At 59.1% G+C, this 26,451-nt stretch carries 28 protein-coding genes; 12 read left to right on the forward strand and 16 right to left on the reverse strand.

Annotated elements, in window-relative coordinates:
- From ACR1XU_RS04685 to ACR1XU_RS04695, 3 genes are read right to left on the reverse strand one after another with little or no spacing between them, the layout of a single operon-like run.
- Window positions 1-480 (reverse strand): DUF6505 family protein, encoded by a 480-nt coding sequence (locus ACR1XU_RS04685; protein ID WP_480907709.1) that lies wholly within the window; start codon window positions 478-480, stop codon window positions 1-3.
- Window positions 480-1,175 carry a biotin/lipoate--protein ligase family protein gene (locus ACR1XU_RS04690; RefSeq protein WP_480907711.1) on the reverse strand — a complete coding sequence of 232 codons (696 nt, stop codon included), beginning with the start codon at window positions 1,173-1,175 and terminating at the stop codon, window positions 480-482. The genes ACR1XU_RS04685 and ACR1XU_RS04690 overlap by 1 nt, the downstream gene beginning before the upstream one ends.
- On the reverse strand, window positions 1,172-2,233 hold the full coding sequence (locus tag ACR1XU_RS04695) for an Mrp/NBP35 family ATP-binding protein (protein ID WP_321253432.1): 1,062 nt from the start codon (window positions 2,231-2,233) through the stop codon (window positions 1,172-1,174). Before ACR1XU_RS04695 ends, ACR1XU_RS04690 begins: the two co-directional genes overlap by 4 nt.
- Window positions 2,234-2,345: 112 nt before the next feature.
- Here ACR1XU_RS04695 and ACR1XU_RS04700 point away from each other — a divergent pair, with 112 nt between their 5' ends.
- Window positions 2,346-3,074 (forward strand): hypothetical protein, encoded by a 729-nt coding sequence (locus tag ACR1XU_RS04700; protein ID WP_480907713.1) that lies wholly within the window; start codon window positions 2,346-2,348, stop codon window positions 3,072-3,074.
- Here the strand turns inward: ACR1XU_RS04700 and ACR1XU_RS04705 are convergent.
- Window positions 3,068-5,023 carry a 4Fe-4S binding protein gene (locus tag ACR1XU_RS04705; RefSeq protein WP_480907715.1) on the reverse strand — a complete coding sequence of 652 codons (1,956 nt, stop codon included), beginning with the start codon at window positions 5,021-5,023 and terminating at the stop codon, window positions 3,068-3,070. The genes ACR1XU_RS04700 and ACR1XU_RS04705 overlap by 7 nt on opposite strands.
- Window positions 5,024-5,291: 268 nt before the next feature.
- On the opposite strand from ACR1XU_RS04705, the gene ACR1XU_RS04710 reads away from it, so the two are divergent.
- The 10 genes from ACR1XU_RS04710 to ACR1XU_RS04755 all read left to right on the forward strand — a co-directional run bounded on the left by ACR1XU_RS04710 (window position 5,292) and on the right by ACR1XU_RS04755 (window position 14,470).
- Entirely contained in the window at window positions 5,292-5,846 is a 555-nt protein-coding gene (locus ACR1XU_RS04710; RefSeq protein WP_480907716.1) for a DUF3305 domain-containing protein, read from the forward strand.
- A complete protein-coding gene (locus ACR1XU_RS04715; RefSeq protein ID WP_480525991.1) occupies window positions 5,843-6,424 on the forward strand; it encodes a DUF3306 domain-containing protein in 582 nt (193 codons plus the stop codon). Before ACR1XU_RS04710 ends, ACR1XU_RS04715 begins: the two co-directional genes overlap by 4 nt.
- Before the next feature lie 4 nt (window positions 6,425-6,428).
- Entirely contained in the window at window positions 6,429-7,040 is a 612-nt protein-coding gene (locus tag ACR1XU_RS04720; protein ID WP_480907718.1) for a TorD/DmsD family molecular chaperone, read from the forward strand.
- 60 nt (window positions 7,041-7,100) lie between these two features.
- Window positions 7,101-7,289, forward strand: coding sequence for a ubiquinol-cytochrome c reductase iron-sulfur subunit N-terminal domain-containing protein (locus tag ACR1XU_RS04725; protein ID WP_170676697.1), 189 nt, complete (start codon window positions 7,101-7,103; stop codon window positions 7,287-7,289).
- A gap of 130 nt (window positions 7,290-7,419) precedes the next feature.
- Entirely contained in the window at window positions 7,420-10,314 is a 2,895-nt protein-coding gene (locus ACR1XU_RS04730; protein WP_170806187.1) for a formate dehydrogenase subunit alpha, read from the forward strand.
- A gap of 11 nt (window positions 10,315-10,325) precedes the next feature.
- Window positions 10,326-10,919, forward strand: a complete 594-nt coding sequence (gene fdh3B / locus ACR1XU_RS04735) for a formate dehydrogenase FDH3 subunit beta (RefSeq protein WP_037307340.1) — start codon at window positions 10,326-10,328, stop codon at window positions 10,917-10,919.
- Window positions 10,920-10,992: 73 nt separating this feature from the next.
- On the forward strand, window positions 10,993-12,198 hold the full coding sequence (locus tag ACR1XU_RS04740) for a formate dehydrogenase subunit gamma (protein ID WP_480907720.1): 1,206 nt from the start codon (window positions 10,993-10,995) through the stop codon (window positions 12,196-12,198).
- Window positions 12,199-13,458: a c-type cytochrome gene (locus ACR1XU_RS04745; protein WP_480907722.1), complete on the forward strand. Its 1,260-nt coding sequence runs from the start codon at window positions 12,199-12,201 to the stop codon at window positions 13,456-13,458. It begins immediately after the preceding gene.
- A gap of 13 nt (window positions 13,459-13,471) precedes the next feature.
- Window positions 13,472-13,597, forward strand: coding sequence for a hypothetical protein (locus tag ACR1XU_RS04750; protein WP_321253456.1), 126 nt, complete (start codon window positions 13,472-13,474; stop codon window positions 13,595-13,597).
- Window positions 13,598-14,470 carry a substrate-binding domain-containing protein gene (locus ACR1XU_RS04755; RefSeq protein ID WP_480907723.1) on the forward strand — a complete coding sequence of 291 codons (873 nt, stop codon included), beginning with the start codon at window positions 13,598-13,600 and terminating at the stop codon, window positions 14,468-14,470.
- Between the two features lie 10 nt (window positions 14,471-14,480).
- Here the strand turns inward: ACR1XU_RS04755 and ACR1XU_RS04760 are convergent, their stop codons facing one another.
- The 11 genes from ACR1XU_RS04760 to ACR1XU_RS04810 all read right to left on the reverse strand — a co-directional run bounded on the left by ACR1XU_RS04760 (window position 14,481) and on the right by ACR1XU_RS04810 (window position 24,118).
- Complete coding sequence (locus ACR1XU_RS04760) at window positions 14,481-15,296, reverse strand: ABC transporter substrate-binding protein (protein ID WP_480489696.1); 816 nt, start codon at window positions 15,294-15,296, stop codon at window positions 14,481-14,483.
- A gap of 19 nt (window positions 15,297-15,315) precedes the next feature.
- On the reverse strand, window positions 15,316-16,050 hold the full coding sequence (locus tag ACR1XU_RS04765) for an ATP-binding cassette domain-containing protein (RefSeq protein ID WP_480907725.1): 735 nt from the start codon (window positions 16,048-16,050) through the stop codon (window positions 15,316-15,318).
- The gene (locus ACR1XU_RS04770; RefSeq protein ID WP_480907727.1) at window positions 16,043-16,756 is read right to left on the reverse strand and encodes an ABC transporter permease; all 714 of its coding nucleotides are present in this window, start codon (window positions 16,754-16,756) and stop codon (window positions 16,043-16,045) included. Before ACR1XU_RS04770 ends, ACR1XU_RS04765 begins: the two co-directional genes overlap by 8 nt.
- A gap of 156 nt (window positions 16,757-16,912) precedes the next feature.
- On the reverse strand, window positions 16,913-17,908 hold the full coding sequence (locus ACR1XU_RS04775) for an ABC transporter substrate-binding protein (protein WP_480907729.1): 996 nt from the start codon (window positions 17,906-17,908) through the stop codon (window positions 16,913-16,915).
- 62 nt (window positions 17,909-17,970) lie between these two features.
- Window positions 17,971-18,816 (reverse strand): ABC transporter permease, encoded by an 846-nt coding sequence (locus ACR1XU_RS04780; protein ID WP_170616172.1) that lies wholly within the window; start codon window positions 18,814-18,816, stop codon window positions 17,971-17,973.
- Window positions 18,813-19,730 carry an ABC transporter permease gene (locus ACR1XU_RS04785; RefSeq protein WP_480489694.1) on the reverse strand — a complete coding sequence of 306 codons (918 nt, stop codon included), beginning with the start codon at window positions 19,728-19,730 and terminating at the stop codon, window positions 18,813-18,815. The genes ACR1XU_RS04780 and ACR1XU_RS04785 overlap by 4 nt, the downstream gene beginning before the upstream one ends.
- Window positions 19,727-20,158 carry an N-acetyltransferase family protein gene (locus ACR1XU_RS04790; protein ID WP_480907732.1) on the reverse strand — a complete coding sequence of 144 codons (432 nt, stop codon included), beginning with the start codon at window positions 20,156-20,158 and terminating at the stop codon, window positions 19,727-19,729. Before ACR1XU_RS04790 ends, ACR1XU_RS04785 begins: the two co-directional genes overlap by 4 nt.
- The gene (locus ACR1XU_RS04795; RefSeq protein WP_480907734.1) at window positions 20,158-20,949 is read right to left on the reverse strand and encodes an ABC transporter ATP-binding protein; all 792 of its coding nucleotides are present in this window, start codon (window positions 20,947-20,949) and stop codon (window positions 20,158-20,160) included. The genes ACR1XU_RS04790 and ACR1XU_RS04795 overlap by 1 nt, the downstream gene beginning before the upstream one ends.
- A 10-nt stretch (window positions 20,950-20,959) precedes the next feature.
- Window positions 20,960-21,181, reverse strand: coding sequence for a hypothetical protein (locus tag ACR1XU_RS04800; RefSeq protein ID WP_480907736.1), 222 nt, complete (start codon window positions 21,179-21,181; stop codon window positions 20,960-20,962).
- A 139-nt stretch (window positions 21,182-21,320) separates the two neighbouring features.
- Window positions 21,321-22,775, reverse strand: a complete 1,455-nt coding sequence (hydA, locus tag ACR1XU_RS04805) for a dihydropyrimidinase (protein ID WP_480811426.1) — start codon at window positions 22,773-22,775, stop codon at window positions 21,321-21,323.
- Between the two features lie 92 nt (window positions 22,776-22,867).
- Window positions 22,868-24,118: a Zn-dependent hydrolase gene (locus ACR1XU_RS04810; protein ID WP_480907738.1), complete on the reverse strand. Its 1,251-nt coding sequence runs from the start codon at window positions 24,116-24,118 to the stop codon at window positions 22,868-22,870.
- A 170-nt stretch (window positions 24,119-24,288) separates the two neighbouring features.
- Between ACR1XU_RS04810 and ACR1XU_RS04815 the strand changes: the two genes are divergently transcribed.
- Window positions 24,289-24,897, forward strand: coding sequence for a TetR family transcriptional regulator C-terminal domain-containing protein (locus ACR1XU_RS04815; RefSeq protein ID WP_480907740.1), 609 nt, complete (start codon window positions 24,289-24,291; stop codon window positions 24,895-24,897).
- Window positions 24,898-25,137: 240 nt separating this feature from the next.
- On the opposite strand, the gene preA is transcribed toward ACR1XU_RS04815, so the two are convergent.
- The gene (gene preA / locus ACR1XU_RS04820) at window positions 25,138-26,442 is read right to left on the reverse strand and encodes an NAD-dependent dihydropyrimidine dehydrogenase subunit PreA (RefSeq protein ID WP_170616156.1); all 1,305 of its coding nucleotides are present in this window, start codon (window positions 26,440-26,442) and stop codon (window positions 25,138-25,140) included.
- Window positions 26,443-26,451 lie beyond the last annotated feature (9 nt).

Here is a 26,451-nt window from a genome sequence, read left to right on the forward strand (position 1 = left end):
CTATTCGTCCAGAGACCCATGAACGGCAAGCGCCTCAAGTTCAGCATCTTGGGGAACGATGACGCGAAACGCTTCATGAACACCTGAATCGGTCAACTCGCGAGCAACGGTCAGCAGCGTGTTGGGCGCGTGTTCTTCACACAGGCCGGACATATGGTCAATTTCGGCCTGTGCAACGCCCAGGGCTGCATCGATTGACGGGGCTCCGTAGAAACGGACGAAATGATCCGCAAGGTTCTGTGCGATCTGTTCAAGTTCGGATGGTTCGACGTTGGTAACGGCGACGAATGTCACCCGTCCGAATGTCTCAAGCCCCAGCCAGCCGTTGGCAAAGGCCTGCCGCGCCTTGCCTGCCAGATCAGCCGACCCCCAGTTCGAAAACTCGAACCCGCCCGAAATGCACCATTCACCGGTGCGCGCAGGCGACTGAAAGACATTCATGTCACTTTCGTCAAAGTGAATGGCACGGGCCAATTTCATCAGGATGCCTCCAGCAATTCAGTCAGTGGGCGCAGTTGGGCGTCCGAACCCTTGCGGATCAGCATACCGAACCTTTCATCAGTGCCAAGGAACACGCCCTGTTCTTCAATCGGCTCACCCACGCCGCGCAGAAGTCCCATCCATTCTGCGTGCAACGGGCCGTTGCCGTCCTCTTGCCAGCGATTGAGCCAGGTCAGCATGTGACGCGACCAGCTTTCGACCAACTGCACCGGGCCGACTTCGGCACAGCCTTCGTCATACAGCGCGGTGACATCAGGGTTTTCCCCGGGTGCATCGCTTGTCTGCAACAAGGCCAGTTCCCACCCGATCACCAACCAGTCAGGGACTTCTTCCGAACTATTGGCAGAAGCAGCGGCCCGAAACTGCCCACACCGGGCCCCGTTCACGCAGACCAAACCGTCCCAGCCCAGATGTACGGCAACCTCGGGCGGGGCCAGCGCGCCCAAAGCGTTCTGAAAACCCACCGCGCACAACGGAAGCATTGCCATTGCGTCCTGCAGCGGCACCTCGGGCGCGAAGACAATCGCAACCCGCAGACGGTCTGCCTGAATATTGTAAACGACCGCGCCCGCGTCACAGCCCAGCGCAGCCATGGCCTGCGCGCGGTCAAACGGGTCTTCCCCGCCCTGAACCGGATGTCCGGTCAGCAATGGGGGGAAGACCGGCTCGGTCATGCCTGGCCCTTGGCGATCATGTCGCGGGCGATCTTGCGGAACGCCTCGGCCTGCGGACTGTCTGGCTTGCTGACCACGATCGGCGCACCGCCATCGGCTGCGACGCGAATGTCCAAATGCAGCGGAATTTCCCCCAGCAGCGGAACGCCCAGCGCAGCGGCTTCGGAGGCCACTCCGCCGTGTCCGAATACATGCTCCTCATGTCCGCAATTCGAACAGATATGGGTCGACATGTTCTCGATCATCCCCACGATGGGCGTTTTGAGCTGATTGAACATGTCGATGCCTTTGCGGGCGTCGATCAGCGCCACATCCTGCGGAGTTGACACGACGATGGCGCCATCCACCCGGAATTTCTGGCTTAGCGTCAGTTGCACGTCGCCGGTGCCGGGCGGCAGATCGACGATCAGCACATCCAGTGCACCCCATTGCACCTGGTTCATCATCTGCTGCAGCGCACCCATCAGCATTGGGCCACGCCATACAACCGCCTGCCCTTCGTTGGTCATCAGGCCCATCGACATCATGGTGACACCGTGATTGCGCAACGGCAGGATCGTTTTTCCGTCAGGGCTTGCCGGTCGTCCGGAAACCCCCAGCATACGCGGCTGCGATGGCCCGTAAACATCCGCATCCAACAGTCCAACACGGCGACCTTCGGCGGCCAGTGCGCAGGCCAGATTGGCGGAAACAGTCGATTTACCGACCCCGCCCTTGCCAGATGCCACCGCGATGATCCGGTCAACACCCGCAACCGGCTGTGGCCCCGTTTGCGAAGGCTTGGGTTTCGGCTTCAGATCCGGCGGCGCCTTTTCGGAATGCGCGGTCATCATCGCGGATACCTTTTCAACGCCCTCGACCATTTTCGCGGCCTGTTCGGCGGCGGCACGCACCGGCTCCATCCGCTCGGCCTGTTTCGGGTCGATCTCCAGCACGAAACGAACGGTTTCACCTTCGACATTCAGGGCGCGCACCACACCTGCACTGACGATGTCCTGACCCGAAACCGGGTCGGTGATCTTTTTCAGGTTCGCCAGAACCGCGTCACGAACACTCATGCACCTGTTTCCTTGTTCCGCCCCATAGTGTGGGTATCGCCTGTCATTGCATGTGTCTCCGTCTTTTTCAGTTTATTTGACGCTATCCGCCAGTCGCCGCTAGGCTTGGGGAATGCGTGCCATCCTTTTGTGCCTGAGCCTGTCGCTGTCTGCCACCCCTTCGTTATCGCAAGAGGCGCTTGGGCTTGCGGCTCCGGATCAGGTGAGGGAATCGGGTCTACTGCAACATATTCTTCCGCGCTTTTCCCTCAAGACCGGAATCCGGGTTATCGCCGATGAAAACGGGATAATGTCTGTGGCGGCCTCCCCGCCGGGTAAGCCCGTCTTTGCCCGGGATGGCGTCACCTACCATCTTCGTATTCAGGATGACCCTCGCCAGGTCCGGTTTGAGGACTGGATGCTTTCGGACATTGGAAAGCGCACGATCGAAAGCTTTGTGCCGGATCAGGGCTCTCCTTTCGATACGCAGTTTGACACCGTTGAAACTGCAGAAGAAACGGCAACGAACGCGAACACTGAGATCGGGCGCGAGCTGTCGTTTACCCATTGCGGAAGGTGTCATGTTATTGGTCCGCGCAACCGCATGAACGGTTTGGGCTCGACCCCGTCCTTTGCGGTTCTGCGCGCCATGCCCGACTGGTCGGAGCGGTTCGAAGCCTTCTTTGCGCTGAACCCGCACCCTTCGTTCACGCAAATCGCGGGGCTGACACCTCCTTTCGATCCGACCCGGCCCTCGCCTATTCACCCGGTCGAAATCACGCTGGAGGACTTGGAGGCCATACTCGCCTTCGTATCGAACATCCGCGCGGCCGATCTGGGCGCGCCACTGCAGCATCAGTGATCCTTTCGCTTCGAGAAGTAGTCCTCGGTGGTGACAACACGCGGCCTTGGGCTGGATTGAAAAGGATTGTCCTGGTGCTGAAACTGCGCATTTACACGGCAATTGTCGCACATCTGGATCATCCGCGCCTGTTCGGATGAGGCAAACATCGGATGGCTTCCCGACAGTTTGTCCAAAATGCGCTCGACCGTGGACTTCACACCGAACAACGCTCCACACTCGACGCAGGCAAAGGGTTCTTCCTCGTTCAACACCTGCTGAGACAGGGCCTTGTCACTCAGGTCCAGCTGCGGGACCAGAGCAATCGCTTTTTCGGGGCAGATCGTCCGACACAGGCCACACTGCAAACACGCGTCCTGCTGGAAATTCAGTTGCGGCATATCCGGGTTGTCGACCAATGCGCCGGACGGGCACAACGACACGCAGCTCAAACACAGCGTGCAGGCATCCGTATCAACAGCAATGGCCCCATATGGCGCGTCCTGTGGCAAAGTGATCGGCTCATCGGCGCCAGGGTTCAGCGCCTGCGCTGCCAGTCGCGCGACCTGCCGGCGATTTCCCAAGGGCAGGACCGGATCGGTCAAAGCCTGCGGGACATGCTGATCGTAAAGACGGTCAGACAGTGCATCCGGGTCTGTTTCATCAATCACACCAAGACACTCGGGATCGGCAATGGCCTGCGCCAGCATCAGTTCCTTGTCCAGCGCGTCCTTTTCGGTCGTTGGCGAAAGCAGGACATCGACTCGTGCAAAACCGTGGGCCAGACCGGCCAGCATTTCCGCATGACCAAAGCCCGAGATCACGTTCAATTCCAGCGGGATCACATCCGCAGGCAAGCCCCGACCGAACCGGGCAGCAAGCCGGATCATCTCGGCCCCATGGGCATCGTGAACCAGCAAACGCGGAGCGATGCCTCCGGCCCTTCGGTAGGTGCGCGCCAGGACATGCATCCGAGACAGCAAAGCGGCCAGAGGCGGATCCTCGTAGGTGATCGCCGTCGACGGGCAAACCGATGAACATTCGCCGCATCCGGCGCAGATCATCGGATCTATTGCGACGTGTTCTCCGGCCGGAGTAATTGCACCCGTCGGACAAATGTCCAGACAATTCGTGCAAGCCACCTGTTCCGCCCGGGAATGGGCGCAAAGGGTTTCATCGAGACGAACATAGAGCGGCTTTTCGAACGTTCCAACCAATTGCGCCGCATCAAACGCCACCCTTTCGACGGCCAGCGCATCGCGCGGATCAGCGCGCAGGTAGCCTTCGCGCTTGGCCGGGGCCTGAACAAATGGGGTGCCGCCGGTCAGGTCGATCACAATGTCGCAGACCGATCGCGCGCCATCCTTTGCGTCGGTCCAACCGAACGCGCCTCGCCCGCCGGGTTTCAACTGCCTCAACCCGTCCAGCTTCAGCGAGAACGCACCAAGCGCCCCATTCAGCGCGCGCAGTTCCCCATGCACGACGTCAAACGATCTGGAGACCGGTACAGCGTCATCCGTGGCCAGCACCGTGATCGCCAAAGTACCTGACAAACGCCCGGCCAGCGCAAAAGCGGCCTCGCCCGGTCCAATGACAAAGCAGGTACCCTCGCTAACGACATCGACGCTGGGAGTGATCGGTTGCGGCAGCAGTGCTTCGGCGGCCAGCGCGGCGATCTTGGGTGCCGCATCCTGCCCCTGTTCGGACCATCCTGCGCGGTCGCGCAGATCGACAAAGCCGGGCGTTTCAACACCCAGATCGTCGGCAAGGTCACGAAACACGTCCTGCTCCTGCCCGCAGGCTATGATTGTCGTATCCTCGCCTTTCAGCGCAGAGGCGGCGGCTTCCAGTTCCCGCGTGCACAGCGCGCTGTGAATTTTGGAACACGACACATCGCAGGCCGAGGCCACCTTGTCCGCATCCAGCGACTGGGTTCCCGCGCAATCGCAAAGCAGCATCTTTATGGCCATGTCCATCCCCATCGCTTTCCCACCCTCAGCACATTAAGCCGTATGCGCAGTGAGGCAATGTCCACGGCACCAAAGAAGGGTTTATTCGCCGGATCAACCCCGCATAACCCTCGCCCGGACACCAAAATTAATTACCAATTGGTTAGAAAATAAACTTGTGGTGATCAATTGTCATGTTTCGCGCCAATAAGATGCTTGGCGAAAAGCCGTATTGTGTACCATAGTGGACACCAAGGAAGGCAGGGGAGAGCCTTTCGGGGAGGATTAGGTGGCCAGGGCCGCAAATCAGATCGAAATGCCGGTTGGCGTTGTTGTGCGCAAAACACCGGGTGTGACCCGTTGGGCGCGGTGGAGCTGGCGTGCAGTGGCGGCTTTGCCCGGAGCAGGACCTGCAGATTGGAAGGAATTGCGCCGCGAGGGGGAAGCCGTGGAGTACCACGCAGCCACCCTTCCGCTGACGCTCTGGGCAGACGAAACCGAAGCCTACATGGTGAACCTGTCTGAATTTCAACCGTCGGTCTATCTGGTCTTGCGGGACGAGCTTGACGGAGATCATCCGTTGAATGCGGTTCTGATCACGGCTTCTCCTTTTGAAGGTCAGGACTATGCAGATACCGGAGAAGAGATCGTCGAAAAAATCCCCATGAGCGAGGGTCTGATTGCGTGGGTGCGCGACTTTACCCTGCAACATCACCGGGATGAGGTGTTCATCAAACGCCGCCGCGACAAGAAACGGACCGATCTGGTGGAAGATGGAAAAGGGGATGCGCGCATTCGGCAGGCCTCGGACGTGTATCGCGCGCCGCGGAGGATCGTGCAATGACGGAAGTGCGCGATTTCTGGTCCCGCCGCAAGGCTGCCGTTCAGGCTGAAGCCGAGGCTGAACGCACCTCCTCCGAAGCGCAGAAAGTGGCAGAACAGCAGGCAGAGCTGGAAGAGAAGTCAGATGCGGAGATTCTTGCCGCATTCGATCTGCCGGACCCGGATGATCTGAAACCCGGTGACGACATTTCAGGGTTCATGGCCCAGGCCGTCCCCGACCGCCTCCGCCGACGTGCATTGCGACGCCTGTGGCGATTGAACCCGGTTCTGGCCAATGTGGACGGGCTGGTCGACTACGGTGAGGACTATACGGACGCCGCATGCGTCATCGAGAACATTCAGACGGCCTATCAGGTCGGCAAAGGTATGCTGGCCCATGTCGAGGCGCTGGCCGCCGAATGTGATGAAGAAGAACGTCCACCCGAAGGCGAGAACGAGGTGATCACCGAGGTCCGGGACGAACCCGCATTCGATGACGACACGCGACCGGAACCTGTACAGGTCGCAGAAAGCGATACGCCTGACGATACCGAACTAACCCCTGCCCCGCGCCGTATGACGTTTGAATTCGAAGGATAACCCAATGACCGCAAGCAACGCGCAAAACCTGGATGTCTCGGCCGAAGACCGACTGCGCGCGGATTTCTACAACTTTCTTGGTTTGCTGTTGGCGGGCCCGCCGGATCAGTTGCTGCTGGATCAGATGGCCGGATTGGGTGGCGACGACACTGAACTGGGCAAGGCCATTCAGGCCATGGCAAGGGTTGCCAAAGTCACCAAACCCGCAGCGGCGGAACGGGAATTCAATGCGCTGTTCATCGGGTTGGGTCGGGGCGAGTTGCTGCCTTATGCCAGCTTCTACCTGACGGGTTTCCTGAACGAGAAACCACTGGCCCATCTACGCAACGACATGGCAGCGCTTGGGATTACGCGGGCGCAAAACGTGTTTGAACCCGAGGACAACATCGCGTCGCTGATGGAGATGATGGCGGGCATGATCGTCGGGCGCTTTGGCGCGCCTGCCACGCTGGAGGACCAGAAGGTGTTCTGGAACAAGCACATCGGCCCATGGGCCATGCATTTCTATTCGGATCTCGAAGCCGCCGAAGCTTCGGTTCTCTATGCCTCGGTCGGAACAGCAGGCCGGGTTTTCATGGAGATCGAGCGGGAGGCTTTCCGGATGACGGCAGCGTAACTTGCTGCCATTCGCCAGCGCCCCAAACGGCGCTAATTCGCAATTGGGAAGGAGGAGCCCATGAGCAAGACCAAGGAAGACGGCGCCACACGCCGCGATTTCCTGAAACTGGCCGGTACCGCAGCACCCGCTGCCGTTGCCGCCGCCAGCCTGACCGGGAAAGCCGAGGCAGCCGAGCTGCCGACGGACGAGACCCGGATTCAGGACACAGCGCATACGCGCGCATACTTGAAAAGCGCGCGCTTCTGAGCCGCGACGACAGCGCCCGGGTCTGATCCGGACGACGTCACACCCGACTGACGGTTGCGATTGGCCCTGACGTCGGCTTCAGCAGTACCAAGCCAGCCATGGCTCACATGGCCAGCAAGGGAGGAAAACAATGCTTAGGAAAAAGACCAACGGGGTTGCGAGACGCCCCCAGCGGACAAGTATCCTGTCCCAGGTCGGCGAAAAAACCGTCGATCGCCGCGCATTCCTGCGTGGCTCGGGCCTGACGATCGGCGGCCTTGCCGCGATCAGCGCCACGGGTGGAACCGTGACGCCAGCCAGCGCCCAGACAGCGGCAAACCAGGCCGTTGAGAATATCAAATCCGTATGCACCCACTGTTCGGTCGGCTGTACAGTCGTCGCCGAAGTGCAGAACGGTGTCTGGATCGGGCAAGAACCCGGTTGGGACAGCCCGTTCAACCTGGGTGCGCACTGCGCCAAGGGGGCCTCGGTCCGCGAGCATGCCCACGGCGAGCGTCGCCTCAAGTATCCAATGAAAAAGGAAGGCGGCGAGTGGAAGCGCATCAGCTGGGAAGAGGCGATCAACGAGATCGGCGACGGCATGATGAGCATCCGCGAGGAATCCGGACCGGACAGCGTGTACTGGCTGGGGTCCGCGAAGCATAACAACGAACAGGCCTATCTGTTCCGCAAGTTCGCCGCCTACTGGGGCACGAACAACGTGGACCATCAGGCCCGTATCTGCCACTCTACCACTGTTGCGGGTGTTGCGAATACATGGGGCTACGGTGCCATGACCAATTCGTATAACGACATCCACAATTCCCGGGCCATCTTCATCATCGGCGGCAACCCGGCCGAGGCGCACCCCGTCTCACTGCTGCATGTTCTGCGCGCGAAAGAGCAGAACAACGCGCCGCTGATCGTCTGCGACCCGCGCTTTACGCGCACCGCGGCGCATGCAGATGAATATGTCCGCTTCCGCCCCGGCACAGACGTTGCGCTGATCTGGGGTATCCTGTGGCACATATTCGACAACGGCTGGGAAGACAAAGAGTTCATCCGCACCCGTGTCTGGGGCATGGACCAGATCCGTGAAGAGGTTGCCAAGTGGAACCCGGATGAGGTCGAGCGCGTCACCGGTACTCCGGGCTCGCAGTTGAAGCGCGTTGCGCGGACCATGGCCAACAACCGTCCCGGCACCGTGATCTGGTGCATGGGCGGTACGCAGCACACCAACGGCAACAACAACACACGCGCATACTGCGTGTTGCAGCTTGCCTTGGGTAACATGGGCACCTCGGGTGGTGGGACCAACATCTTCCGCGGCCATGACAACGTGCAGGGCGCGACGGACCTGGGTGTTCTGTCACACACCCTGCCCGGCTACTATGGCCTGTCAGCCGGCGCCTGGGGCCATTGGGCCCGCGTCTGGGGTGAAGAACCGGAATGGCTGGCTGGCCAGTTCGCCACGATCAAGGACAAGGAAGGCAAGGACAAACCACTTCAGAACGAACGTGGCATCCCGGTCTCCCGCTGGATCGACGGTGTCCTGGAAGACCCGGCGAACATGGATCAGGACAACAACGTCCGTGCCATGGTTCTGTGGGGTCACGCTCCGAACTCGCAAACGCGAGGCCCGGAGATGAAAACGGCGATGGAGAAGTTGGACATGCTGGTCGTGATCGACCCGTATCCCACCGTCTCGGCCGTTCTGCATGACCGCACCGATGGGGTCTACCTGTTGCCCGCCTGCACGCAGTTCGAAACCCGTGGCTCGGTCACGGCGTCGAACCGTTCGCTGCAGTGGCGCGACAAGGTGGTTGATCCGCTGTTCGAAAGCCTGCCGGACGAGGTCATCATGGCCAAGTTCGCCAACAAGTTCGGCTGGGCGGATCGGTTCTTCCGCAATATCGAGATGGAAGACCCGGAAACGCCGAATGTTGAAAGCATCACCCGTGAGTTCAACTCGGGCCTCTGGACCATCGGCTACACCGGTCAGTCGCCGGAACGTCTGAAAAGCCATATGGCCAACCAGCACACGTTCGACAGAACCACGCTGCAAGCCATTGGCGGACCCAACGACGGCGAGTACTATGGCCTGCCCTGGCCCTGCTGGGGAACACCGGAAATGGGTCATACGGGGACACCGAACCTGTATGATATGTCCAAACCGGTGGCCGAAGGCGGCCTGACCTTCCGCGCCCGTTTTGGCGTAGAACGCGACGGCGATAACCTGCTGGCCGAAGGTGTCTATAGCGTTGGATCGGAAATCCAGGACGGTTATCCCGAGTTCACGATGCAGATGCTGATGGACCTTGGCTGGGACGGTGACCTCACCGCTGAGGAACGCGCGGCTATCGACGCCGTTGCGGGACCAGAGACCAACTGGAAGACCGACCTGTCCGGCGGTATCCAGCGGGTCGCGATCGCTCATGGCTGTGCGCCCTTCGGGAACGCCAAGGCCCGCGCGGTCGTCTGGACCTTCCCGGATCCGATCCCACTGCATCGCGAACCGCTCTATACGAACCGGCGCGATCTGGTGGAGGACTATCCGACCTACGAGGACCGGCATGCCTATCGCCTGCCCACCCTTTATGCTTCGATCCAGAAGAACGACTTTTCAAAGGATTACCCGATAATCCTGACGTCAGGTCGTCTTGTCGAATATGAAGGCGGCGGTGATGAGACGCGGTCGAACCCGTGGCTGGCTGAACTGCAGCAGGACATGTTCGTCGAGATCAATCCGCGCGATGCTAACAACCTTGGTATTCGTGACGGGTCGCAGGTCTGGGTCGAAGGTCCCGAAGGTGGCAAGGTCAAGGTAATGGCGATGCTGACCAACAGGGTCGGTGCCGGCGTGGCCTTCATGCCGTTCCACTTCGGCGGCCATTTCCAGGGCGAAGACCTCAGGGCGAAATACCCTGCTGGTGCCGATCCCTATGTCTTGGGTGAAAGTTCCAACACCGCCCAGACCTATGGCTATGATTCAGTGACCCAGATGCAGGAGACCAAGTGTACTCTCTGCAAGATCTGGGCAGCGTAAGGAGGACGATAATGGCTAGAGCAAAGTTTCTCTGCGACGCTGAACGCTGCATCGAGTGCAACGCCTGCGTGACCGCGTGCAAGAACGAACACGAGGTGCCGTGGGGCATCAACCGCCGAAGGGTGGTGACGATCAATGACGGTAATCCGGGTGAACGCTCGATCTCGGTTGCCTGCATGCATTGTTCGGATGCACCGTGTATGGCGGTGTGCCCGGTCGACTGCTTCTATCAGAACGAGGAAGGCGTCGTCCTGCACTCCAAGGACCTGTGCATCGGCTGCGGCTATTGCTTCTACGCGTGCCCGTTCGGCGCGCCGCAATACCCGCAGGCTGGCAACTTCGGATCGCGCGGCAAGATGGACAAATGTACCTTCTGCGCCGGCGGCCCCGAGGAAACGCACTCGACCGCAGAGTTCGCCAAATACGGTCGCAATCGGATCGCCGAGGGCAAACTGCCCATCTGCGCCGAAATGTGTTCCACCAAGGCCCTGCTTGCCGGTGACGGCGATGTGGTCTCGGCCATCTACCGCGAGCGCGTCGTCGCCCGTGGCTTTGGCTCGGGCGCCTGGGGTTGGGGCACGGCCTACGACCAGAAAGACGGATAAAACCGTTTTCTTGAACCAAACAGACGACCCGCTGCGCCGGGTCGTCTGACTAGGGATTTTGACCGAGGTTCAGATGTTCCGCTTGCTCACCGTATTGCTGCTGACATTCTCGATGGCCCAGATCGCCGTCGCCCAATCAAGTGAAACCCAAGCCCCCGCCCCTGCCGACAGGTCAGCGACTGGCGGCGCGACAACGCTTGAAGACATCCTGGCGCGTCAGCGCGGCGAAAAGGTGGATAACAGCTATCGCTCGGACAATACCGGCCAAGGCAACGCCGAAGGCTTGCTTGGCCAGTTGGGGACGCGCGGCGTCGCCTCGGACAGCGATGTCTATCGCGCCCTTCGCTATGGCTCGGCAGACGTGACGGTGTCGTCCAAAGGGCCAGCGGCCGGAGTACTGATCCAAGACAGCGGTATGTGGTGGCTGAACTTTCGAACCGGACCGCTGCGCGAATACGGAACCTATATCGTGGGCGGAATGCTGGCGGTCATCGTATTGTTTTTCCTGATCCGCGGGAAAATCCGCATCGATGGCGAAAGGACCGGCCGCACGGTGACCCGCTTCAATGGATTTGAAAGGTTTGGCCATTGGCTGTTTGCCGGGTCGTTCCTGATCCTCGGCGTCACGGGTCTGCTGACTCTATATGGCCGCGACTTCCTGATCCCGCTTGTCGGCAAGGAAGGGTTTGCAACGATTGCTCAAGGTTGCAAATGGCTGCACAACAACCTCGCCTGGGCTTTCATGCTTGGCCTGATCATCGTCACGGTGAACTGGATCGCCCACAATATCCCCAACCGGACCGACCTGAAATGGCTCGCTGCCGGAGGAGGCCTGTTTTCCAAAGGCAGTCACCCGCCCGCCTGGAAGTTCAACGCGGGCCAAAAAATCATCTTCTGGGCCTGTATCCTGCTTGGCGTCTCAATTAGCTTGTCCGGTCTGTCGCTTCTGTTCCCCTTTGAACTGCCGATGTTCGCAAAGACCTTCTCGGTCGCCAATGCGACCGGGCTTCCGCAAATGCTGGGCCTGACCCTGCCCGAGCAGATGTCCCCGCAGGAAGAGATGCAGTATGCCCAAGTCTGGCACGTGATGGTCGCGTATGTGTTCATCGCCATCATCATCGCCCATATCTATCTGGGCTCGGTCGGCATGGAGGGCGCATTTGACGCCATGGGCACGGGCGAGGTCGAGGAACAATGGGCGCGCGAGCATCATTCGCTGTGGCTGGAAGACGTCCAGGAAAAAGAGGCTGGCAAGGCAGCGGCCTCGCCCGCGGAATAGATGCGCAAGCTGGTCATAGCACTGGCCCTGATCCCCTTCCCGGCTTTGGCCGAGTTTTTCACGCTCAAGGGTCACGGCGGGCCGATCATGGGGATCGCCGCTGCGCCGGACGGACGGATTGCGACTGCCAGTTTCGACAACTCGGTCGGGCTGTGGTCGGACCGCAAGCCGGAATGGCTTGAAGGGCACGAGGCCGCCGTCAATTCCGTCGCCTTCAACGGCCGAGCTGTCTACTCCGCCGGAGACGATTTCACGCTGCGTCGCTGGCCGGACGGAGAGATCGTTGGCCAACACAAAGGCAAGATCGTTGGGCTTGCCGCCTCGAAGACGCATGTGGCCACGGCCAGTTGGGACGGAACCATCGGGATTTGGCCAGAAGATGGTTCGGCCTCGCTGACACTTCAGGCGGGCAGCGGCGTGAATGCCGTTACCTTTTCCCCGGATGGGGCCACGTTATACTCGGCGGGCATGGACGGTACATTGCGCGTTTGGGACGTTGCCAGTGGACAGGAAACTGACCGGATGGTCGAACACGGATTCGGTATTAACGAACTGGTTCTGAACTCCACTGACAACTGGATCGCCTATGGCGCCGTGGACGGTGTGACGCGCATCCTGGACCTGACAACCGACGAAGAACGCGACTTTACGCTCGACCGCCGTCCAATCCTTGCGCTGGCGCTTAGCCCCGATCGCAACCTTTTGGCGGTCGGCGATGGCGAAGGCTACATCATGGTGATCGACACGGTAGAATGGCGCATCGCGCAGGATTTCCGTGCAACCTTGCGCGGGCCGGTTTGGGCATTGGCCTTCTCGTCGGACGGTCAGAACATCCATGCCGGCGGCATTGACGAGGCGATGTACAGCTGGCCCGTCGCCGCCCTTGGGGATCAGGAACAAATGGCTGCAGCCGAACCCAGCTTCCTTAAAAACCCTGATGAGATGAGCAATGGCGAACGCCAGTTTGCCCGAAAATGCTCGATCTGCCACAGCTTGACCCCCGACAGTGAACGACGGGCCGGACCGACTTTGCACGGCGTTTTTGGCCGGCAGGCAGGCACCCTGCCCGGATATTTCTACTCGGACACGCTGCAAGACTCTGATATCGTTTGGAATGAGGACACAATTAATGCCTTGTTCGATCAGGGTCCGGACCATTACATTCCGGGATCGAAGATGCCGATGCAGCGGATCGCCGGGTCACAGGACAGAGTGGATTTGATCGACTTTCTGCGCCACGCCACCGCACCGGAAAACTGAGCTGGAGGGAACCATGAAAGCCTTTCTTGCCGCCGTTGCGGCGATGGTCGTTATCACTGTCAGCGCGCCTTATGCTCTGAAACAGGCCGGGTTCAGTGCTGCGGACGCAGGGTCTGGTTCCGCGGTGCGCCTCGACTGAATGTCCCACTACCTTACCACAAAAGAACTGGCCGACCTGCTGCGCATTGGTGAGCGGAAGGCCTATGATCTGGCCTCCTCGGGCGAGGTGCCTTGCGTGCGCGCGATGGGCAAGCTGCTGTTCCCCCGGGCCGAGGTCATCGCCTGGCTGAACGCGTCAAGATCCGGGCCGCAGGTCGCGGAACCGCCCCTTCCCCCGATTGTCGCAGGCAGTCACGATCCCCTACTGGACTGGGCCTTGCGGGAAAGCGGATCGGGTCTGGCAACATATTACGATGGGTCTTTCGACGGCCTGAACCGCCTGAAAGATCGCAGCGCGCAGGCTGCCGTGTTGCATATCCACGAAGAGAACGGGTTCAACACCCAGGCGATGCGCAACACCTTCGGCGAAGCACCGGTTGTCCTTATCGAGATCGCGCAAAGACAGCGCGGGCTGTTGCTGGCCCCAGGCGTGTCGGGCATCAGGGAATTTGGGGACCTGAAAGCGCGGCGGGTCATACTCCGTCAGGATAGTGCGGCAAGCCAACATCTGTTCGACGGTCAACTGTCCACCTGCGGCCTCACTCGGGATGATCTGGACGCGCTGCCATCCTGCGCCCGAACCGAGGAAGAACTGGCTGTGGCCCTGCACGATGCCAAAGCCGAGGTCGGATTCGGATTGGGGGCCTTGGCCGGACTGTATAATCTAGGTTTTGTCCCGACGCATACCGAGAGGCTGGACCTTGCAATCTGGCGACGCGCTTATTTTGACGCTCCCCTGCAGAAGCTGTTGGGATTCCTGCGATCAGAACGATTTGCCACCAGAGCAGCCGAATTCGGCGGGTACGATCTGTCCCGTATGGGGACAGTCCATCATAACGGGGCCAGTGGCTGAGTGCCTGCTTTCATCTGGCGTTTGGGAAGAACAGCTGTTGTCCGTCCAACTGGTAGGACTCGATGGCGGCCTGTCCGTCAGGCCCTGTCAGCCAATCGATAAAACGTTGCCCGGCAGCGGCCCTGACACCCGGGTACTTTTCCGGGTTAACCAGAATGATGCCGTATTGGTTGAAAAGGCGCGGATCACCTTCGACAAGAATTTCAAGATCGCCCTTGTTTCCGAATGACTGCCAGGTGGCCCGATCCGTCAGCGCATAGGCCTGCAACCCGCTTGCCACATTAAGCGTGGCCCCCATTCCCGATCCCGTTTCACTGTACCACCTACCCGACGCTTTGGTCGGATCAATCCCTGCACTGGCCCAATGACGCATTTCGGCCTTGTGGGTTCCGCTGTCATCCCCGCGCGAGGCGAAAGGGGCCTCGGCCTCGGCCACCGCAGACAGGGCGGCCAGAACATCGGAGCCGCCGCGAATACCGGCCGGATCCGACTTGGGGCCTACAAGCACAAAGTCATTGTACATGACGTCAAAGCGTTCGACGCCCCAGCCGTCAGCAACGAATTGCTCTTCGGCGGGCTTTGAGTGCACCAGAAGGACATCGCCGTCCCCATTGATCGCATTCCTGATCGCCTGCCCTGTGCCGACCGCCACGACCCGAACATCAATTCCGGTTTCCGCTTCAAAACCCGGCAGGATGTAATCCAACAGGCCCGAGTTCTGCGTCGATGTGGTCGATTGAACGATGATAAACGGCGCTTCCGCCTGCGCGGGGGCAAGCTGCAGGCCAAACGCTACAACCGCTGCCCGAATGAAGTTTCGGATCATTCAGTTCTCCGTCGAGTTTTCAAGTGACCAGTCCGCCATCAAGGTAGCGTCGCGAGGCTTCGCTTGTCGGCGCCTCAAGTACCTGATTGGCGGCGCCATGTTCAACCACATGACCAGCCTGCATCATGACCACATCTGCCGCCAATCGCCGGGCCTGACCGATGTCGTGCGTCACCATCACGATGCGGACGCCCCGCATGGAAGCCCGCAAGATCATCTGTTCGATTTTCTGCGTCGCGCCTGGGTCAAGTGCGCTGGTCGGTTCGTCCAGAAACAGTGTATCGGGCAATGTCGCCAGTGCCCGAAGAATGGCCAATCGCTGCGCCTCACCTCCGGAAAGGGATCGTGCCGCTTGACGCGCCTTGGCTTCCAGCCCGCCCTCGGTCAGCAACTCTGCAATTCGGTCCCTGCGCTGAGCGTGGTTCAGTCCCTGTCGTTTCAGCACAAAGCCCAGATTGCCCGCAACAGAGCGGCGCAACAGAACCGGCCGCTGAAAAACCATCGCCTGACGCGTCATGTGTTCGGCATTCAGCGGCACGTTGTCCTGAAACACCCGACCGCCGTCCGGCGCGATCAACCCATGCAGGCACCTGAGAAGAAGGCTTTTACCCGCCCCGTTCGGCCCGAGGATCAACGTCGGGCCAGGCCCGTCCAAAGTTAGTTCTCGCACGTTCAGCAGGTCCTTGCCATCGCGCGCGATCCTGAGATCCTTCACCTGCAGTGTTCTATACATTTCACCGGCCAGATCACGCATGGCGTAATCCTTCCCGTTCAGCCCTGAGGCTCAGCGCGCTGACCATGGCATTTACCGCTACCGCAATTCCGATCAGGATCGCCCCAAGGGCCAGCGCAAGCGCCAGATTGCCCTTGGATGTCTCAAGCGCGATGGTGGTCGTCATGACCCGCGTCACGTGATTGATATTGCCGCCGACGATGATCACTGCGCCAACCTCGGCAATCGCACGTCCGAAGCCCGCAAGCAACGCCGTGACAAGTGCCAGCCGGGCATCCCACAACAAGACCGGAACCGAGGCCAGTCGCGACACGCCAAGCGAGCGCAACTGCTCTGAATACTCTTCGGCCAGCATCTCGACCACCTGTCGTGTCAATGCAGCGACGATGGGCGTGACCAGAACCACCTGCGCGATGATCATCGCGGTTGGTGTGTAAAGCAGCTGCAAGACGCCCAATGGCCCTGACTGTGACAACATCAGATAGACAAGCAACCCGACCACCACGGGCGGCAAACCCATCAGGGCGTTCATCAGAACAATCAGCACTCGGCGTCCCGGAAACCGAGCCACGGCAAGAGCAGCACCCAAGGGCATGCCGATGGCGGCTGAAATCAACACGGCAAAGATCGAAACGCGCAGGGATAGCAGGACGATCGCCCAAAGCTCTGTATCCCCGTTCAGGATCAGAGCCATCGCCTTGCTGAATTCTGATGCAAAATCCTGCATTTCATCCCACTTGATCGCCAACTCGTACAAATTGCATCAATTCACAACGAAATACTAATCGGAAATGATTGTAAGTACAGACACTTTTGCGGCACCTCAAACCAAAAACGCGGCTCGTTTCCGAGCCGCGTTTCTTTGTTTCGGGTAATCCGGTTGTCAGTTCAATGCTGCATCCGTGATCTTATGAGTCCATGCCCCTTCCGGTTCCTTCGTGATGGCGGGGTTTTCCGCGGACACGGCCGACAGAAGCGTCTTCACGGTCTGCTCATAATCGCTGGGGTCCAGCGCGCCGTCCGATCCTTCGATCAGCTTTGCGATTTCACCCATCATATAGACCTGATGATCCAGTTCCTGTGCGCCGGTTTCGTCAAACTCCAGCACGATCTCGGCTGCTTCTTCCTGGTTCTCGGCAGCGTATTTCCACCCTTTCATCGAAGCCCGAACAAAGCGCTCCATCTTGTCGACAAAGGCCGGGTCGTCCAGGTTTTCTTCCATGACGTACAGACCATCTTCGAGCATGCCAAAGCCCATCTGAAGGTAGTTGAAGGTCACCAGTTCTTCCGGGGTGATACCGGCCTGCAGGATCTGGCGGTACTCGTTGTAGGTCATGGTCGAAATGCAATCAGCCTGCCCCTGAATCAGAGGATCTGCCGAAAACGCCTGCTTCAGGACCGTAACACCGTTTTCATCCGCACCATCCGTCTCGATCCCCAGAGATGCCATCCATGCATAGAACGGATACTCGTTCCCGAAGAACCAGACACCCATCGTCCGCCCCGGGAAATCTTCCGGAGATTCAACGCCGGTTGACTTCAGGCAGTTGACCTGCAATCCGCCGGTCTTGAAGGGCTGCGCGATGTTGACCAAGGGTACACCCCGCTCACGCGCTGCAAGTCCGGCTGCCATCCATGTGGTGATGACATCAGCCCCGCCCCCTGCGATGACCTGTTCCGGCGCGATATCCGGGCCGCCGGGCTTGATCGTGACATCCAGCCCTTCTTCGTCATAATAGCCTTTTGCTTCGGCCACGAAATAGCCCGCGAACTGCGCCTGACCGACCCATTTCAACTGTAGCGTTACCTCGTCCGCAGCCAGCACCGTAGTGGCTGCCAGGCTGAAGGCTGTAACCGCCCCGCTGAGTAGCTTATTCATCTTCATTTCTCCTAGTTGCGATTGGTGCCCCGTTTTCGGGGTCTGTTGAATTCTTTCCTGCGTTATCCTCGTTGCGACGGATGCCAGAATGTCACCGCCTTTTCGATCATAGCCACCAGCCCGTAAAAAGCCGTTCCGGCCAGCGCGGCCACAACAATCTCGGCCCAGACCATATCCAGCGACAACTGTCCGACGCTGGTCGAAATTCGAAAGCCCATCCCGACTATGGGCGAACCAAAGAACTCGGCCACGATAGCGCCGATCAGGGCCAAGGTGGTAGAAATCTTTAGTCCGTTGAAAATGAATGGCATCGCCGCAGGAAGGCGGAGTTTCACAAAGCTCTGCCAATAGGTCGCCGCATAGGTCTCCATCAGGTCGCGCTGCATGGTTGTCGCTTCGCGCAGGCCAGCCACGGTGTTGACCAGCATGGGAAAGAACACCATCACAACCACGACGGCGGCCTTGGAATGCCAGTCGAACCCGTACCACATCACCAGAATGGGTGCGGTGCCCACGATCGGCAGCGCAGCAACGAAGTTACCAACCGGCAGCAGACCCAGGCGCAGGAAATCCCACCGGTCCACGGCAATCGCCATCAGAAACGCCGCGCCGCAACCAATCACATATCCGCTGAAGGCGCCTTTGATGATCGTCTGCACGAAATCGGCCCAGAGGATCGGCAAACTGTCCGCAAACCGCAGCGCGATAACCGACGGTGCGGGCAGAATGACCAGAGGAACATCCAGCCCACGCACCAGCATTTCCCAGATGCCAACAACCGTCAGCCCGAAAACCAGAGGGGCCAGAAACCTGACCATGCGCGTGTCGGCCCAGGGACCACTGGCCAGCCGGCTGTTCAGCCACCAGCCGAACACCCACAACAGGACTGCACCAAAAACCAGTATCATTGCGCCATCCCCATGCGTTTCAGTACCGCCCGTTCAATCAGACCCAACAGACCCACTAGGCAAGCCGCCAGAATGGCCGCCGCGAACAGGGCTGACCAGATCTGAACCGTCTGACCGTAGTAGCTGCCTGCCAGCAGCCGCGCGCCCAGACCGGCAACCGCACCTGTCGGCAGTTCTCCGACAATTGCGCCGACCAGCGATGCTGCGATGCCGATTTTTAGCGAAGCGAACAGGTACGGCATCGATGCGGGCAGGCGCAGTTTCCAGAACCCCTGCGACGTGTTGGCATTGTAGGTCCGCAGCAGGTCAAGTTGCATGGCATCCGGGCTGCGCAAGCCTTTGACCATGCCGACAACAACCGGGAAAAAGCTCAGGTAGGCCGAGATGATCGCCTTGGGAATAATCCCCTGAACACCCACCGAATACAGAACGACGATGATCATCGGTGCCAACGCAATGATCGGGATCGTTTGGCTGACAATGGCCCAGGGCATAACAGACAGGTCCATGACCCGGCTATGGACAATCCCAACGGCCAGCAAAATGCCAAGCCCGGTACCAATGACAAAACCTAGAATCGTGGCGCTTAAGGTTACCCAACCATGATACACCAGCGACCGCTTGGAGGTGATATTCTTGCCTATCGTGGTCTCCCACAGCTCGATCGCGACCTGGTGCGGGGATGGCAGGCGCGGTTTTTTCTGCTCCCACGTGGCGGGGATCGCAAAGCTGTTGCTCAAAACCAGCCTGGCCTCTCCCATGTCGCGGCGCGCGCTGGCGGTCGGCGGCTGAACCTCGGCCCCGCCGCGCTCAAGCTCGGACAGCACACCCTTGATGTTCATCGGAACACAGGCGGCGTACCAAATGGCAACGATAGCAGCCACGACTGTCAACACGGCAACAATCTGCTTCATACACGCCACTCCATCCGGATCACTGGCAGGGTTTCGGGCGGCACGGGCGGCTCCGTTCCGGCCTCGACAAACCCTTCCCGGCGATAGAACCTTTGCGCTGCCTTGTTCGGCTCATGTGTTGTCAGCCACAGAAAATCGCGATTTTCCTTGGCCTTGTCCAACAACCGCTTACCAATCCCCTTGCCGGTTCGCAGGCAGTATAATGCGCCGACCTTGCACGCCACGGGATCAACGGACATGTAGCAGTCTACCGGGTCGCCCACGACCCAGATTTCGCGTTGCGGAAAGGCCTCATTGATCAATCCGGCAAGCTTTTCCGCGGGCAGTTCTTCGGGCATCCAACTTGTTGTCTTCATCCAAGTCGAGATAACTTGTGCGCAGGCTGGGACATCGTCCGGCTCTGCCCGTCTGATAGATTCACCCGGCATCAGACGTCATCCCCGTGACCGGCACGCAGCCCCTCGCGCACGCGGTGGGCCACCTCAATGAATTCCGGAGAATCCCGGATGTCCAAAGGCCTTTTCTTGGGCAGCGGGCTGTCGATCACATCCGTGATCCGTCCCGGACGCGGGCTCATCACTACGATCTTGGTGCTCAGATACACCGCCTCGGGGATCGAGTGGGTCACAAACCCGATTGTCTTTTCCGTCCGCGCCCACAGCGCAAGAAGCTGTTCATTCAGGTGGTCGCGCACGATTTCGTCCAAAGCGCCGAAAGGTTCGTCCATCAGCAGGATATCGGCATCAAAAGCCAGCGCCCTGGCAATACTGGCACGTTGCTGCATCCCACCGGATAGCTGCCAAGGAAACTTGCCACCAAACCCTTCAAGATCAACAAGTTCCAGAACGTTCTTCACACGCTCATCCTGCTCGGCCGCCGAGTACCCCATGATCTCAAGCGGCAGCTTGATGTTCTTGGCGATGGTCCGCCAGGGATACAGCCCCGCCGCCTGAAACACATAGCCATAGGCCCGGTTCCGCCGCGCTTCATCCGGGGTCATGCCGTTTACTGTCAGGGTTCCCCCGGTCGGGATTTCAAGTGCCGCGATACAGCGCAGGAATGTGGTCTTGCCACAGCCCGAGGGGCCGATGAAACTGACAAAATCGCCCTTGTCGATCGAAAGGTTTACATCTTTCAATGCGTGGATCGGCCCGTCATTGGTCTGGAAGGTGAGGTCCAGTTGTTTTGCCTGAATGACGGGCTGTTCATTACTTGTCATTTTGGTCCTTTCACCGACAAACGCTCAATACCGTCGCGTAGGTCTTGTCAGGGTTTGCAAGGACAAACCCCTCGTGTCCATCACTGTAGAAATCCCATGTAAAGTCATAGGTTTCTTCATAGCCGATGCATTTCGCCGTCAGTGTCGATATCTGTCCATCTTGATTTCCAACAACCAAGACATCGCAGGCGGTTTCGTAAAACAGCAACCGCCCTTCTTTCAACAAGGCCATGTCTGTTGCCTCGGCGGTGCTGCGTTCAAAGTGAACGTCGCATCCCGAGTTGTTGCCATATACCGGAAAACCTGACTGCGCATACGCGACAGTTCCGCTACATAGCAACGAAGCCATTGAACAAAGTAGTCCGCGCAAATCACACACCTGTCGCCGGAATACCCGTGCGTTCCACCGGTCGTGGGGCAGTCAGGTCTTTCCAGGTGCTCAGCGCCTTGTTCACATGGGTATTGGCCTCACGCGCAACAAACTGACCGTGCCCCTCCTGCGTCCTGATCTCACCATCATGCACCGCGACATGCCCACGGCTGAGCGTGAAACGTGGCAGACCCTTGACCTCTTTGCCCTCAAAGACATTGTAATCGATCGAGGATTGTTGCGTGCCCGCGCTGATGGTTTTGGTCTTTTGGGGGTCCCAGACGACCAGATCGGCATCCGCCCCCACCAGAACTGCGCCCTTTTTCGGATAGCAATTCAATATCTTGGCGATGTTTGTTGATGTAACCGCCACAAACTCGTTCGGCGTCAGCCGCCCTGTTTCAACACCATGGGTCCACAGCATCGGCATCCGGTCTTCCAACCCGCCGGTCCCATTGGGGATCTTGGTGAAATCGCCGACACCGTACCGCTTCTGCTCGGTCGTAAAGGCGCAATGGTCGGTTGCCACCACGCTTAGCGATCCTGATTGCAGGCCTGCCCACAGACTGTCCTGATGCTGCTTGTTGCGGAACGGCGGGCTCATCACCCTGCGCGCCGCATGATCCCAGTCCTGGTTAAAATACTCGCTTTCATCCAGCGTCAGATGCTGAATCAGCGGCTCGCCCCATACGCGCTTGCCCTGCATTCTGGCGCGGCGGATGGCCTCGTGCGCCTCTTCACACGAGGTGTGCACGACATAAAGCGGCACGCCCGCCATGTCGGCGATCATGATGGCGCGGTTGGTCGCCTCGCCTTCGACCTGCGGCGGTCGGGAATAGGCGTGCGCCTCGGGGCCGGTATTTCCTTCGGCCAGCAGTTTGGCGCTGAGTTCCGCGACTACATCACCGTTTTCGGCATGCACCAACGCAGTCCCGCCCAGTTCGGCCAGACGCCTGAAGGACGCAAACAACTCGTCATCATTCACCATCAGCGCGCCCTTGTAGGCCATGAAGTGCTTGAACGTGTTGATACCCCGCGTCTCGATCACGGTCTTGATGTCGTCAAAGACCTGCTCGCCCCACCATGTTACTGCCATGTGGAAGGAATAGTCGCAGTTTGCACGCGTCGATTTATTGTCCCAGCGTTTCAGGGCATCCAGCAGGCTTTCCCCCGGATTCGGCAATGCGAAATCGACGACCATGGTGGTCCCGCCGGCCAGCGCCGCCCGCGTGCCGCTTTCGAAGTCATCACTGGAATAGGTTCCCATAAACGGCATTTCCAGATGCGTATGCGGGTCAATTCCACCGGGCATGACGTAACACCCGGTTGCATCCAGTTCCTTGTCGCCTTTCAAATCTGGGCCAATTTCCGTGATTACACCGGCTTCGATCTTTACGTCAGCCTTGTACGTCAAATCGGCGGTGACGATTGTTCCGTTTCTGATAACAGTGCTCATGTCAAACTCCCTGTTGCGGTCTGCGCCGCTTGCTTCATCTGGCCAAAAGTATCCCGGGGGAGTCGCCCAGCGGGCGACGGGGGCAGAGCCCCCTATTCCACAATCTCCGCAGTTTCGACGACCGCGTGAAACAGAACATCCGCCCCGGCAGCAGCCCATTCCTTGCTGATCTCTTCGGCCTCGTTGTGGCTCAGGCCATCTACACACGGACACATCACCATCGCCGTTGGGGCAACGCGATTGATCCAGCAAGCGTCGTGCCCGGCGCCGGAAATGATATCGGTATGGGAATACCCCAAACGATCAGCCGCGCTTCGAACCGCTGCAACGCAGGTCTCATCGAACTTCACCGGGTCAAAACCGCCGACTTTCTCAAATTCGATCTGAAGCCCCATTTCATCCACGATATCCTCGGCAGCAACACGCAACCGGTTTTCCATATCGGTGATCACGTCCAGTTCGGGCGAGCGGAAATCGACCGTGAACACCACCTTGCCCGGGATCACATTCCGGGAATTGGGGTAGACGTCGATATGCCCTGCCGCCCCAACCGCGTGGGGCGCGTGGGACCATGCAATTTCGTCCACTTTCTCAAGGATGCGCGCCATGGCCAGACCCGCATTCTTGCGCATCGGCATCGGGGTCGACCCGGTATGGGCGTCTTTGCCGGTAACCGTGATCTGGGTCCAGCTCAAGCCCTGGCCATGCGTGACAACGCCGATGTCCTTTTCCTCGGCCTCCAGGATGGGGCCCTGTTCGATATGCAGTTCAAAAAAGGCGTGCATTTTTCGCGCACCGACTTCCTCGTCTCCTCGCCAGCCAATGCGATTCAGCTCATCGCCAAACTTCTTGCCTTCCGCGTCTTCCCGGTCATAGGCCCAGTCCTGCGTGTGCATTCCCGCAAACACGCCCGAGGACAACATGGCCGGCGCATATCTGGTGCCTTCCTCGTTGGTCCAGTTGGTCGCAACGATCGGGTGCTTCGTCTTGATCCCCAGGTCATTGAGTGTCCGGATGATCTCCAACCCGCCCAGCACACCCAGCACACCGTCGTATTTCCCGCCGGTCGGCTGCGTGTCCAGGTGCGACCCAACATAGACTGGCAGAGCATCAGGGTCAGAGCCTTCGCGATGGGCGAACATATTGCCCATCTGATCCAGTCCCATGGTGCAACCGGCTTCCTCACACCATTTCTGGAACAGCGCGCGCCCTTCGGCATCTTCGTCCGTCAATGTCTGGCGGTTATTGCCGCCCGCAACGCCGGGGCCGATCTTTGCCATCTCCATCAGACTATCCCACAGCCTGTCTCCATTAATTCTGAGATTCTGCGCCGGAGCTGCCATCTGTTTTCCCCTGTTGCTTGCGATTTGGCTCGCTTTTGGTGTCTTGATTTGACCATCTGGTCAAACTCACGCTATCACGGGTTCGACATCAGTCAAGAAATTGCATCGCGTCGACGGAAATTTAAGCATAATCAACACCCGTCGGACAATAATTGGGGTAACTGGGATCAATGCCAAAAGACCGTGCGCCTACCCGAATTCAGAAAAAGAACCGCGCAGCGATTCTCGAGGCGGCGCTGAGCGTTTTTTCAACCCATGGTTTCCGCGGTGCGACGGTGGACCAAATCGCAGCCGAAGCCGGATTGAGCAAACCGAACCTTCTGTATTACTTCCCCTCGAAGGAGGCGATTCACAGCGCCCTTCTGTCCGGGCTTCTGGACGTGTGGCTGGCCCCGCTTCACGATCTGGACGAAAACGGCGATCCGCTGGAAGAGATCCTGTCTTACATCAACCGCAAGCTCCAGATGAGCCAGGAGTTACCCCGTGAAAGCCGCCTGTTTGCCAATGAACTGGTTCAGGGCGCGCCTCGTATCCGGGATAATTTGTCCAATGACCTGAAGTCTCTGGTCGACCAAAAAACTGCTGTTTTGACTACCTGGATGGATCAGGGCAAAATTGCCCGTCTTCACCCCTATCATCTGATATTTTCCATCTGGTCACTGACCCAGCACTACGCCGATTTTGAAGTGCAGGTCCGGGCAATTCTTGGTGAGGAAGACCCGTTCGAAGGCGCAGCGCCCTTCATGGAAACCTTGTACCGCAAACTGTTAACCCCTTGAGAAGCAGTTAACAAACTTAAGGAAGAGTCTTCTTCTTGCACCAGACCCAACCCGGAACCCTGGATTAAACGCAAAGCTGGCCGCGTGTGGTTTCCAAATGAAACAAAGCGGCGCGAATATCATCTTATCCGCACCGCCAACCAATGAGCCTTTACCTATCACAATGGGCCGATCGATTTTCTGATCCGAAGAAACTCGACGCGTTTTCTCGGATCAGGTTTTCGTCCAAAAGGTACCGAACTACTCAGCCGCTTTCGCCATTGGGTTGTTCGGATGCGTGGTCCAGTTCGCATAACCGGGCTCAACGACCTTTTGTGTGCGTGGGTCGATCTCCCCTGCTGCCATCGGCTCCATCGAGATACATCCTTCGACCGGACAGACATCGACGCACAGGTTACAGGCCACGCATTCATCATCCATCACTTCAAAAACGCGATCGGCGGACATCGAAATCGCCTGATGGCTGGTGTCCTCGCAGGCGGCATAGCATCTGCCGCACTTGATGCACTGGTCCTGATCGATCTTGGCTTTGGCGACGTAGTTCAGGTTCAGGTATTGCCAGTCCGTGACATTCGGCACCGCCAGACCAACGATTTCGGACACGTCGGAATAGCCCTTTTCATCCATCCATTTGGACAGACCGGCCGTCAGTTCATCGATGATCTTGAACCCATAGGTCATCGCCGCCGTGCAGACCTGAACAGTGCCGCACCCCAGCGCCATGAATTCCGCAGCATCGCGCCAGGTGGTCACGCCACCGATGCCTGAAATCGGCAGGCCATGCGTAGCCTCCGCGCGCGCAATCTCGGACACCATCGACAAGGCAATCGGCTTGACCGCCGGCCCGCAATAACCACCGTGGCTGCCCTTACCGTCAATCGAGGGTTCGGGGCTGAACGTGTCCAGATTGACGCTGGTGATCGAGTTGATCGTGTTGATCAGCGATACGGCATCCGCACCACCGTTCTTGGCCGCAGCAGCGGGTTTGCGGACATCGGTGATATTCGGTGTCAGCTTCACGATGACCGGGCGGTCATAGTATTTTTTGCACCACCGGGTAACCATCTCGATATATTCCGGAACCTGCCCGACGGCCGACCCCATTCCACGCTCGCTCATCCCGTGTGGACAACCGAAGTTCAGCTCGATCCCGTCCGCTCCGGTTTCTGCGACGCGCGGCAGGATGGCTTTCCATGCCTCTTCCTCGCAAGGCACCATGATCGAGGCGATCAGCGCCCGGTCAGGATAGTCTGCTTTGACCCGCGCCATCTCCTCGAGGTTTACTTCAAGCGGGCGGTCGGTGATCAGTTCGATATTGTTCAAGCCCAGCAGGCGACGATCCGCGCCGTAGATGGCCCCGTAGCGCGGACCATTCACATTCACGACCGGCGGCCCTTCGGCACCAAGCGTTTTCCACACGACACCGCCCCATCCAGCCTCGAATGCGCGTCGTACGTTGTATTCCTTGTCCGTCGGCGGCGCGGATGCCAGCCAGTAAGGGTTGGGGCTGGAAATTCCCAGAAAGTCAGTTGTCAGATTGGCCATGGGTTCTCC

The sequence above is a fragment of the Ruegeria sp. D1(2025) genome, assembly GCF_056536425.1.

What these genes read in the sequence shown, in the direction of transcription:
- ACR1XU_RS04685 (WP_480907709.1), bottom strand. Translation starts at nt 480, where the DNA reads ATGAAATTGGCCCGTGCCATTCACTTTGACGAAAGTGACATGAATGTC.
- ACR1XU_RS04690 (WP_480907711.1), bottom strand. Translation starts at nt 1,175, where the DNA reads ATGACCGAGCCGGTCTTCCCCCCATTGCTGACCGGACATCCGGTTCAG.
- ACR1XU_RS04695 (WP_321253432.1), bottom strand. Translation starts at nt 2,233, where the DNA reads ATGAGTGTTCGTGACGCGGTTCTGGCGAACCTGAAAAAGATCACCGAC.
- ACR1XU_RS04700 (WP_480907713.1), top strand. Translation starts at nt 2,346, where the DNA reads ATGCGTGCCATCCTTTTGTGCCTGAGCCTGTCGCTGTCTGCCACCCCT.
- ACR1XU_RS04705 (WP_480907715.1), bottom strand. Translation starts at nt 5,023, where the DNA reads ATGGCCATAAAGATGCTGCTTTGCGATTGCGCGGGAACCCAGTCGCTG.
- ACR1XU_RS04715 (WP_480525991.1), top strand. Translation starts at nt 5,843, where the DNA reads ATGACGGAAGTGCGCGATTTCTGGTCCCGCCGCAAGGCTGCCGTTCAG.
- ACR1XU_RS04720 (WP_480907718.1), top strand. Translation starts at nt 6,429, where the DNA reads ATGACCGCAAGCAACGCGCAAAACCTGGATGTCTCGGCCGAAGACCGA.
- ACR1XU_RS04725 (WP_170676697.1), top strand. Translation starts at nt 7,101, where the DNA reads ATGAGCAAGACCAAGGAAGACGGCGCCACACGCCGCGATTTCCTGAAA.
- ACR1XU_RS04730 (WP_170806187.1), top strand. Translation starts at nt 7,420, where the DNA reads ATGCTTAGGAAAAAGACCAACGGGGTTGCGAGACGCCCCCAGCGGACA.
- fdh3B (WP_037307340.1), top strand. Translation starts at nt 10,326, where the DNA reads ATGGCTAGAGCAAAGTTTCTCTGCGACGCTGAACGCTGCATCGAGTGC.
- ACR1XU_RS04740 (WP_480907720.1), top strand. Translation starts at nt 10,993, where the DNA reads ATGTTCCGCTTGCTCACCGTATTGCTGCTGACATTCTCGATGGCCCAG.
- ACR1XU_RS04745 (WP_480907722.1), top strand. Translation starts at nt 12,199, where the DNA reads ATGCGCAAGCTGGTCATAGCACTGGCCCTGATCCCCTTCCCGGCTTTG.
- ACR1XU_RS04750 (WP_321253456.1), top strand. Translation starts at nt 13,472, where the DNA reads ATGAAAGCCTTTCTTGCCGCCGTTGCGGCGATGGTCGTTATCACTGTC.
- ACR1XU_RS04755 (WP_480907723.1), top strand. Translation starts at nt 13,598, where the DNA reads ATGTCCCACTACCTTACCACAAAAGAACTGGCCGACCTGCTGCGCATT.
- ACR1XU_RS04760 (WP_480489696.1), bottom strand. Translation starts at nt 15,296, where the DNA reads ATGATCCGAAACTTCATTCGGGCAGCGGTTGTAGCGTTTGGCCTGCAG.
- ACR1XU_RS04765 (WP_480907725.1), bottom strand. Translation starts at nt 16,050, where the DNA reads ATGCGTGATCTGGCCGGTGAAATGTATAGAACACTGCAGGTGAAGGAT.
- ACR1XU_RS04770 (WP_480907727.1), bottom strand. Translation starts at nt 16,756, where the DNA reads ATGCAGGATTTTGCATCAGAATTCAGCAAGGCGATGGCTCTGATCCTG.
- ACR1XU_RS04775 (WP_480907729.1), bottom strand. Translation starts at nt 17,908, where the DNA reads ATGAATAAGCTACTCAGCGGGGCGGTTACAGCCTTCAGCCTGGCAGCC.
- ACR1XU_RS04780 (WP_170616172.1), bottom strand. Translation starts at nt 18,816, where the DNA reads ATGATACTGGTTTTTGGTGCAGTCCTGTTGTGGGTGTTCGGCTGGTGG.
- ACR1XU_RS04785 (WP_480489694.1), bottom strand. Translation starts at nt 19,730, where the DNA reads ATGAAGCAGATTGTTGCCGTGTTGACAGTCGTGGCTGCTATCGTTGCC.
- ACR1XU_RS04790 (WP_480907732.1), bottom strand. Translation starts at nt 20,158, where the DNA reads ATGCCGGGTGAATCTATCAGACGGGCAGAGCCGGACGATGTCCCAGCC.
- ACR1XU_RS04795 (WP_480907734.1), bottom strand. Translation starts at nt 20,949, where the DNA reads ATGACAAGTAATGAACAGCCCGTCATTCAGGCAAAACAACTGGACCTC.
- ACR1XU_RS04800 (WP_480907736.1), bottom strand. Translation starts at nt 21,181, where the DNA reads ATGGCCTTGTTGAAAGAAGGGCGGTTGCTGTTTTACGAAACCGCCTGC.
- hydA (WP_480811426.1), bottom strand. Translation starts at nt 22,775, where the DNA reads ATGAGCACTGTTATCAGAAACGGAACAATCGTCACCGCCGATTTGACG.
- ACR1XU_RS04810 (WP_480907738.1), bottom strand. Translation starts at nt 24,118, where the DNA reads ATGGCAGCTCCGGCGCAGAATCTCAGAATTAATGGAGACAGGCTGTGG.
- ACR1XU_RS04815 (WP_480907740.1), top strand. Translation starts at nt 24,289, where the DNA reads ATGCCAAAAGACCGTGCGCCTACCCGAATTCAGAAAAAGAACCGCGCA.
- preA (WP_170616156.1), bottom strand. Translation starts at nt 26,442, where the DNA reads ATGGCCAATCTGACAACTGACTTTCTGGGAATTTCCAGCCCCAACCCT.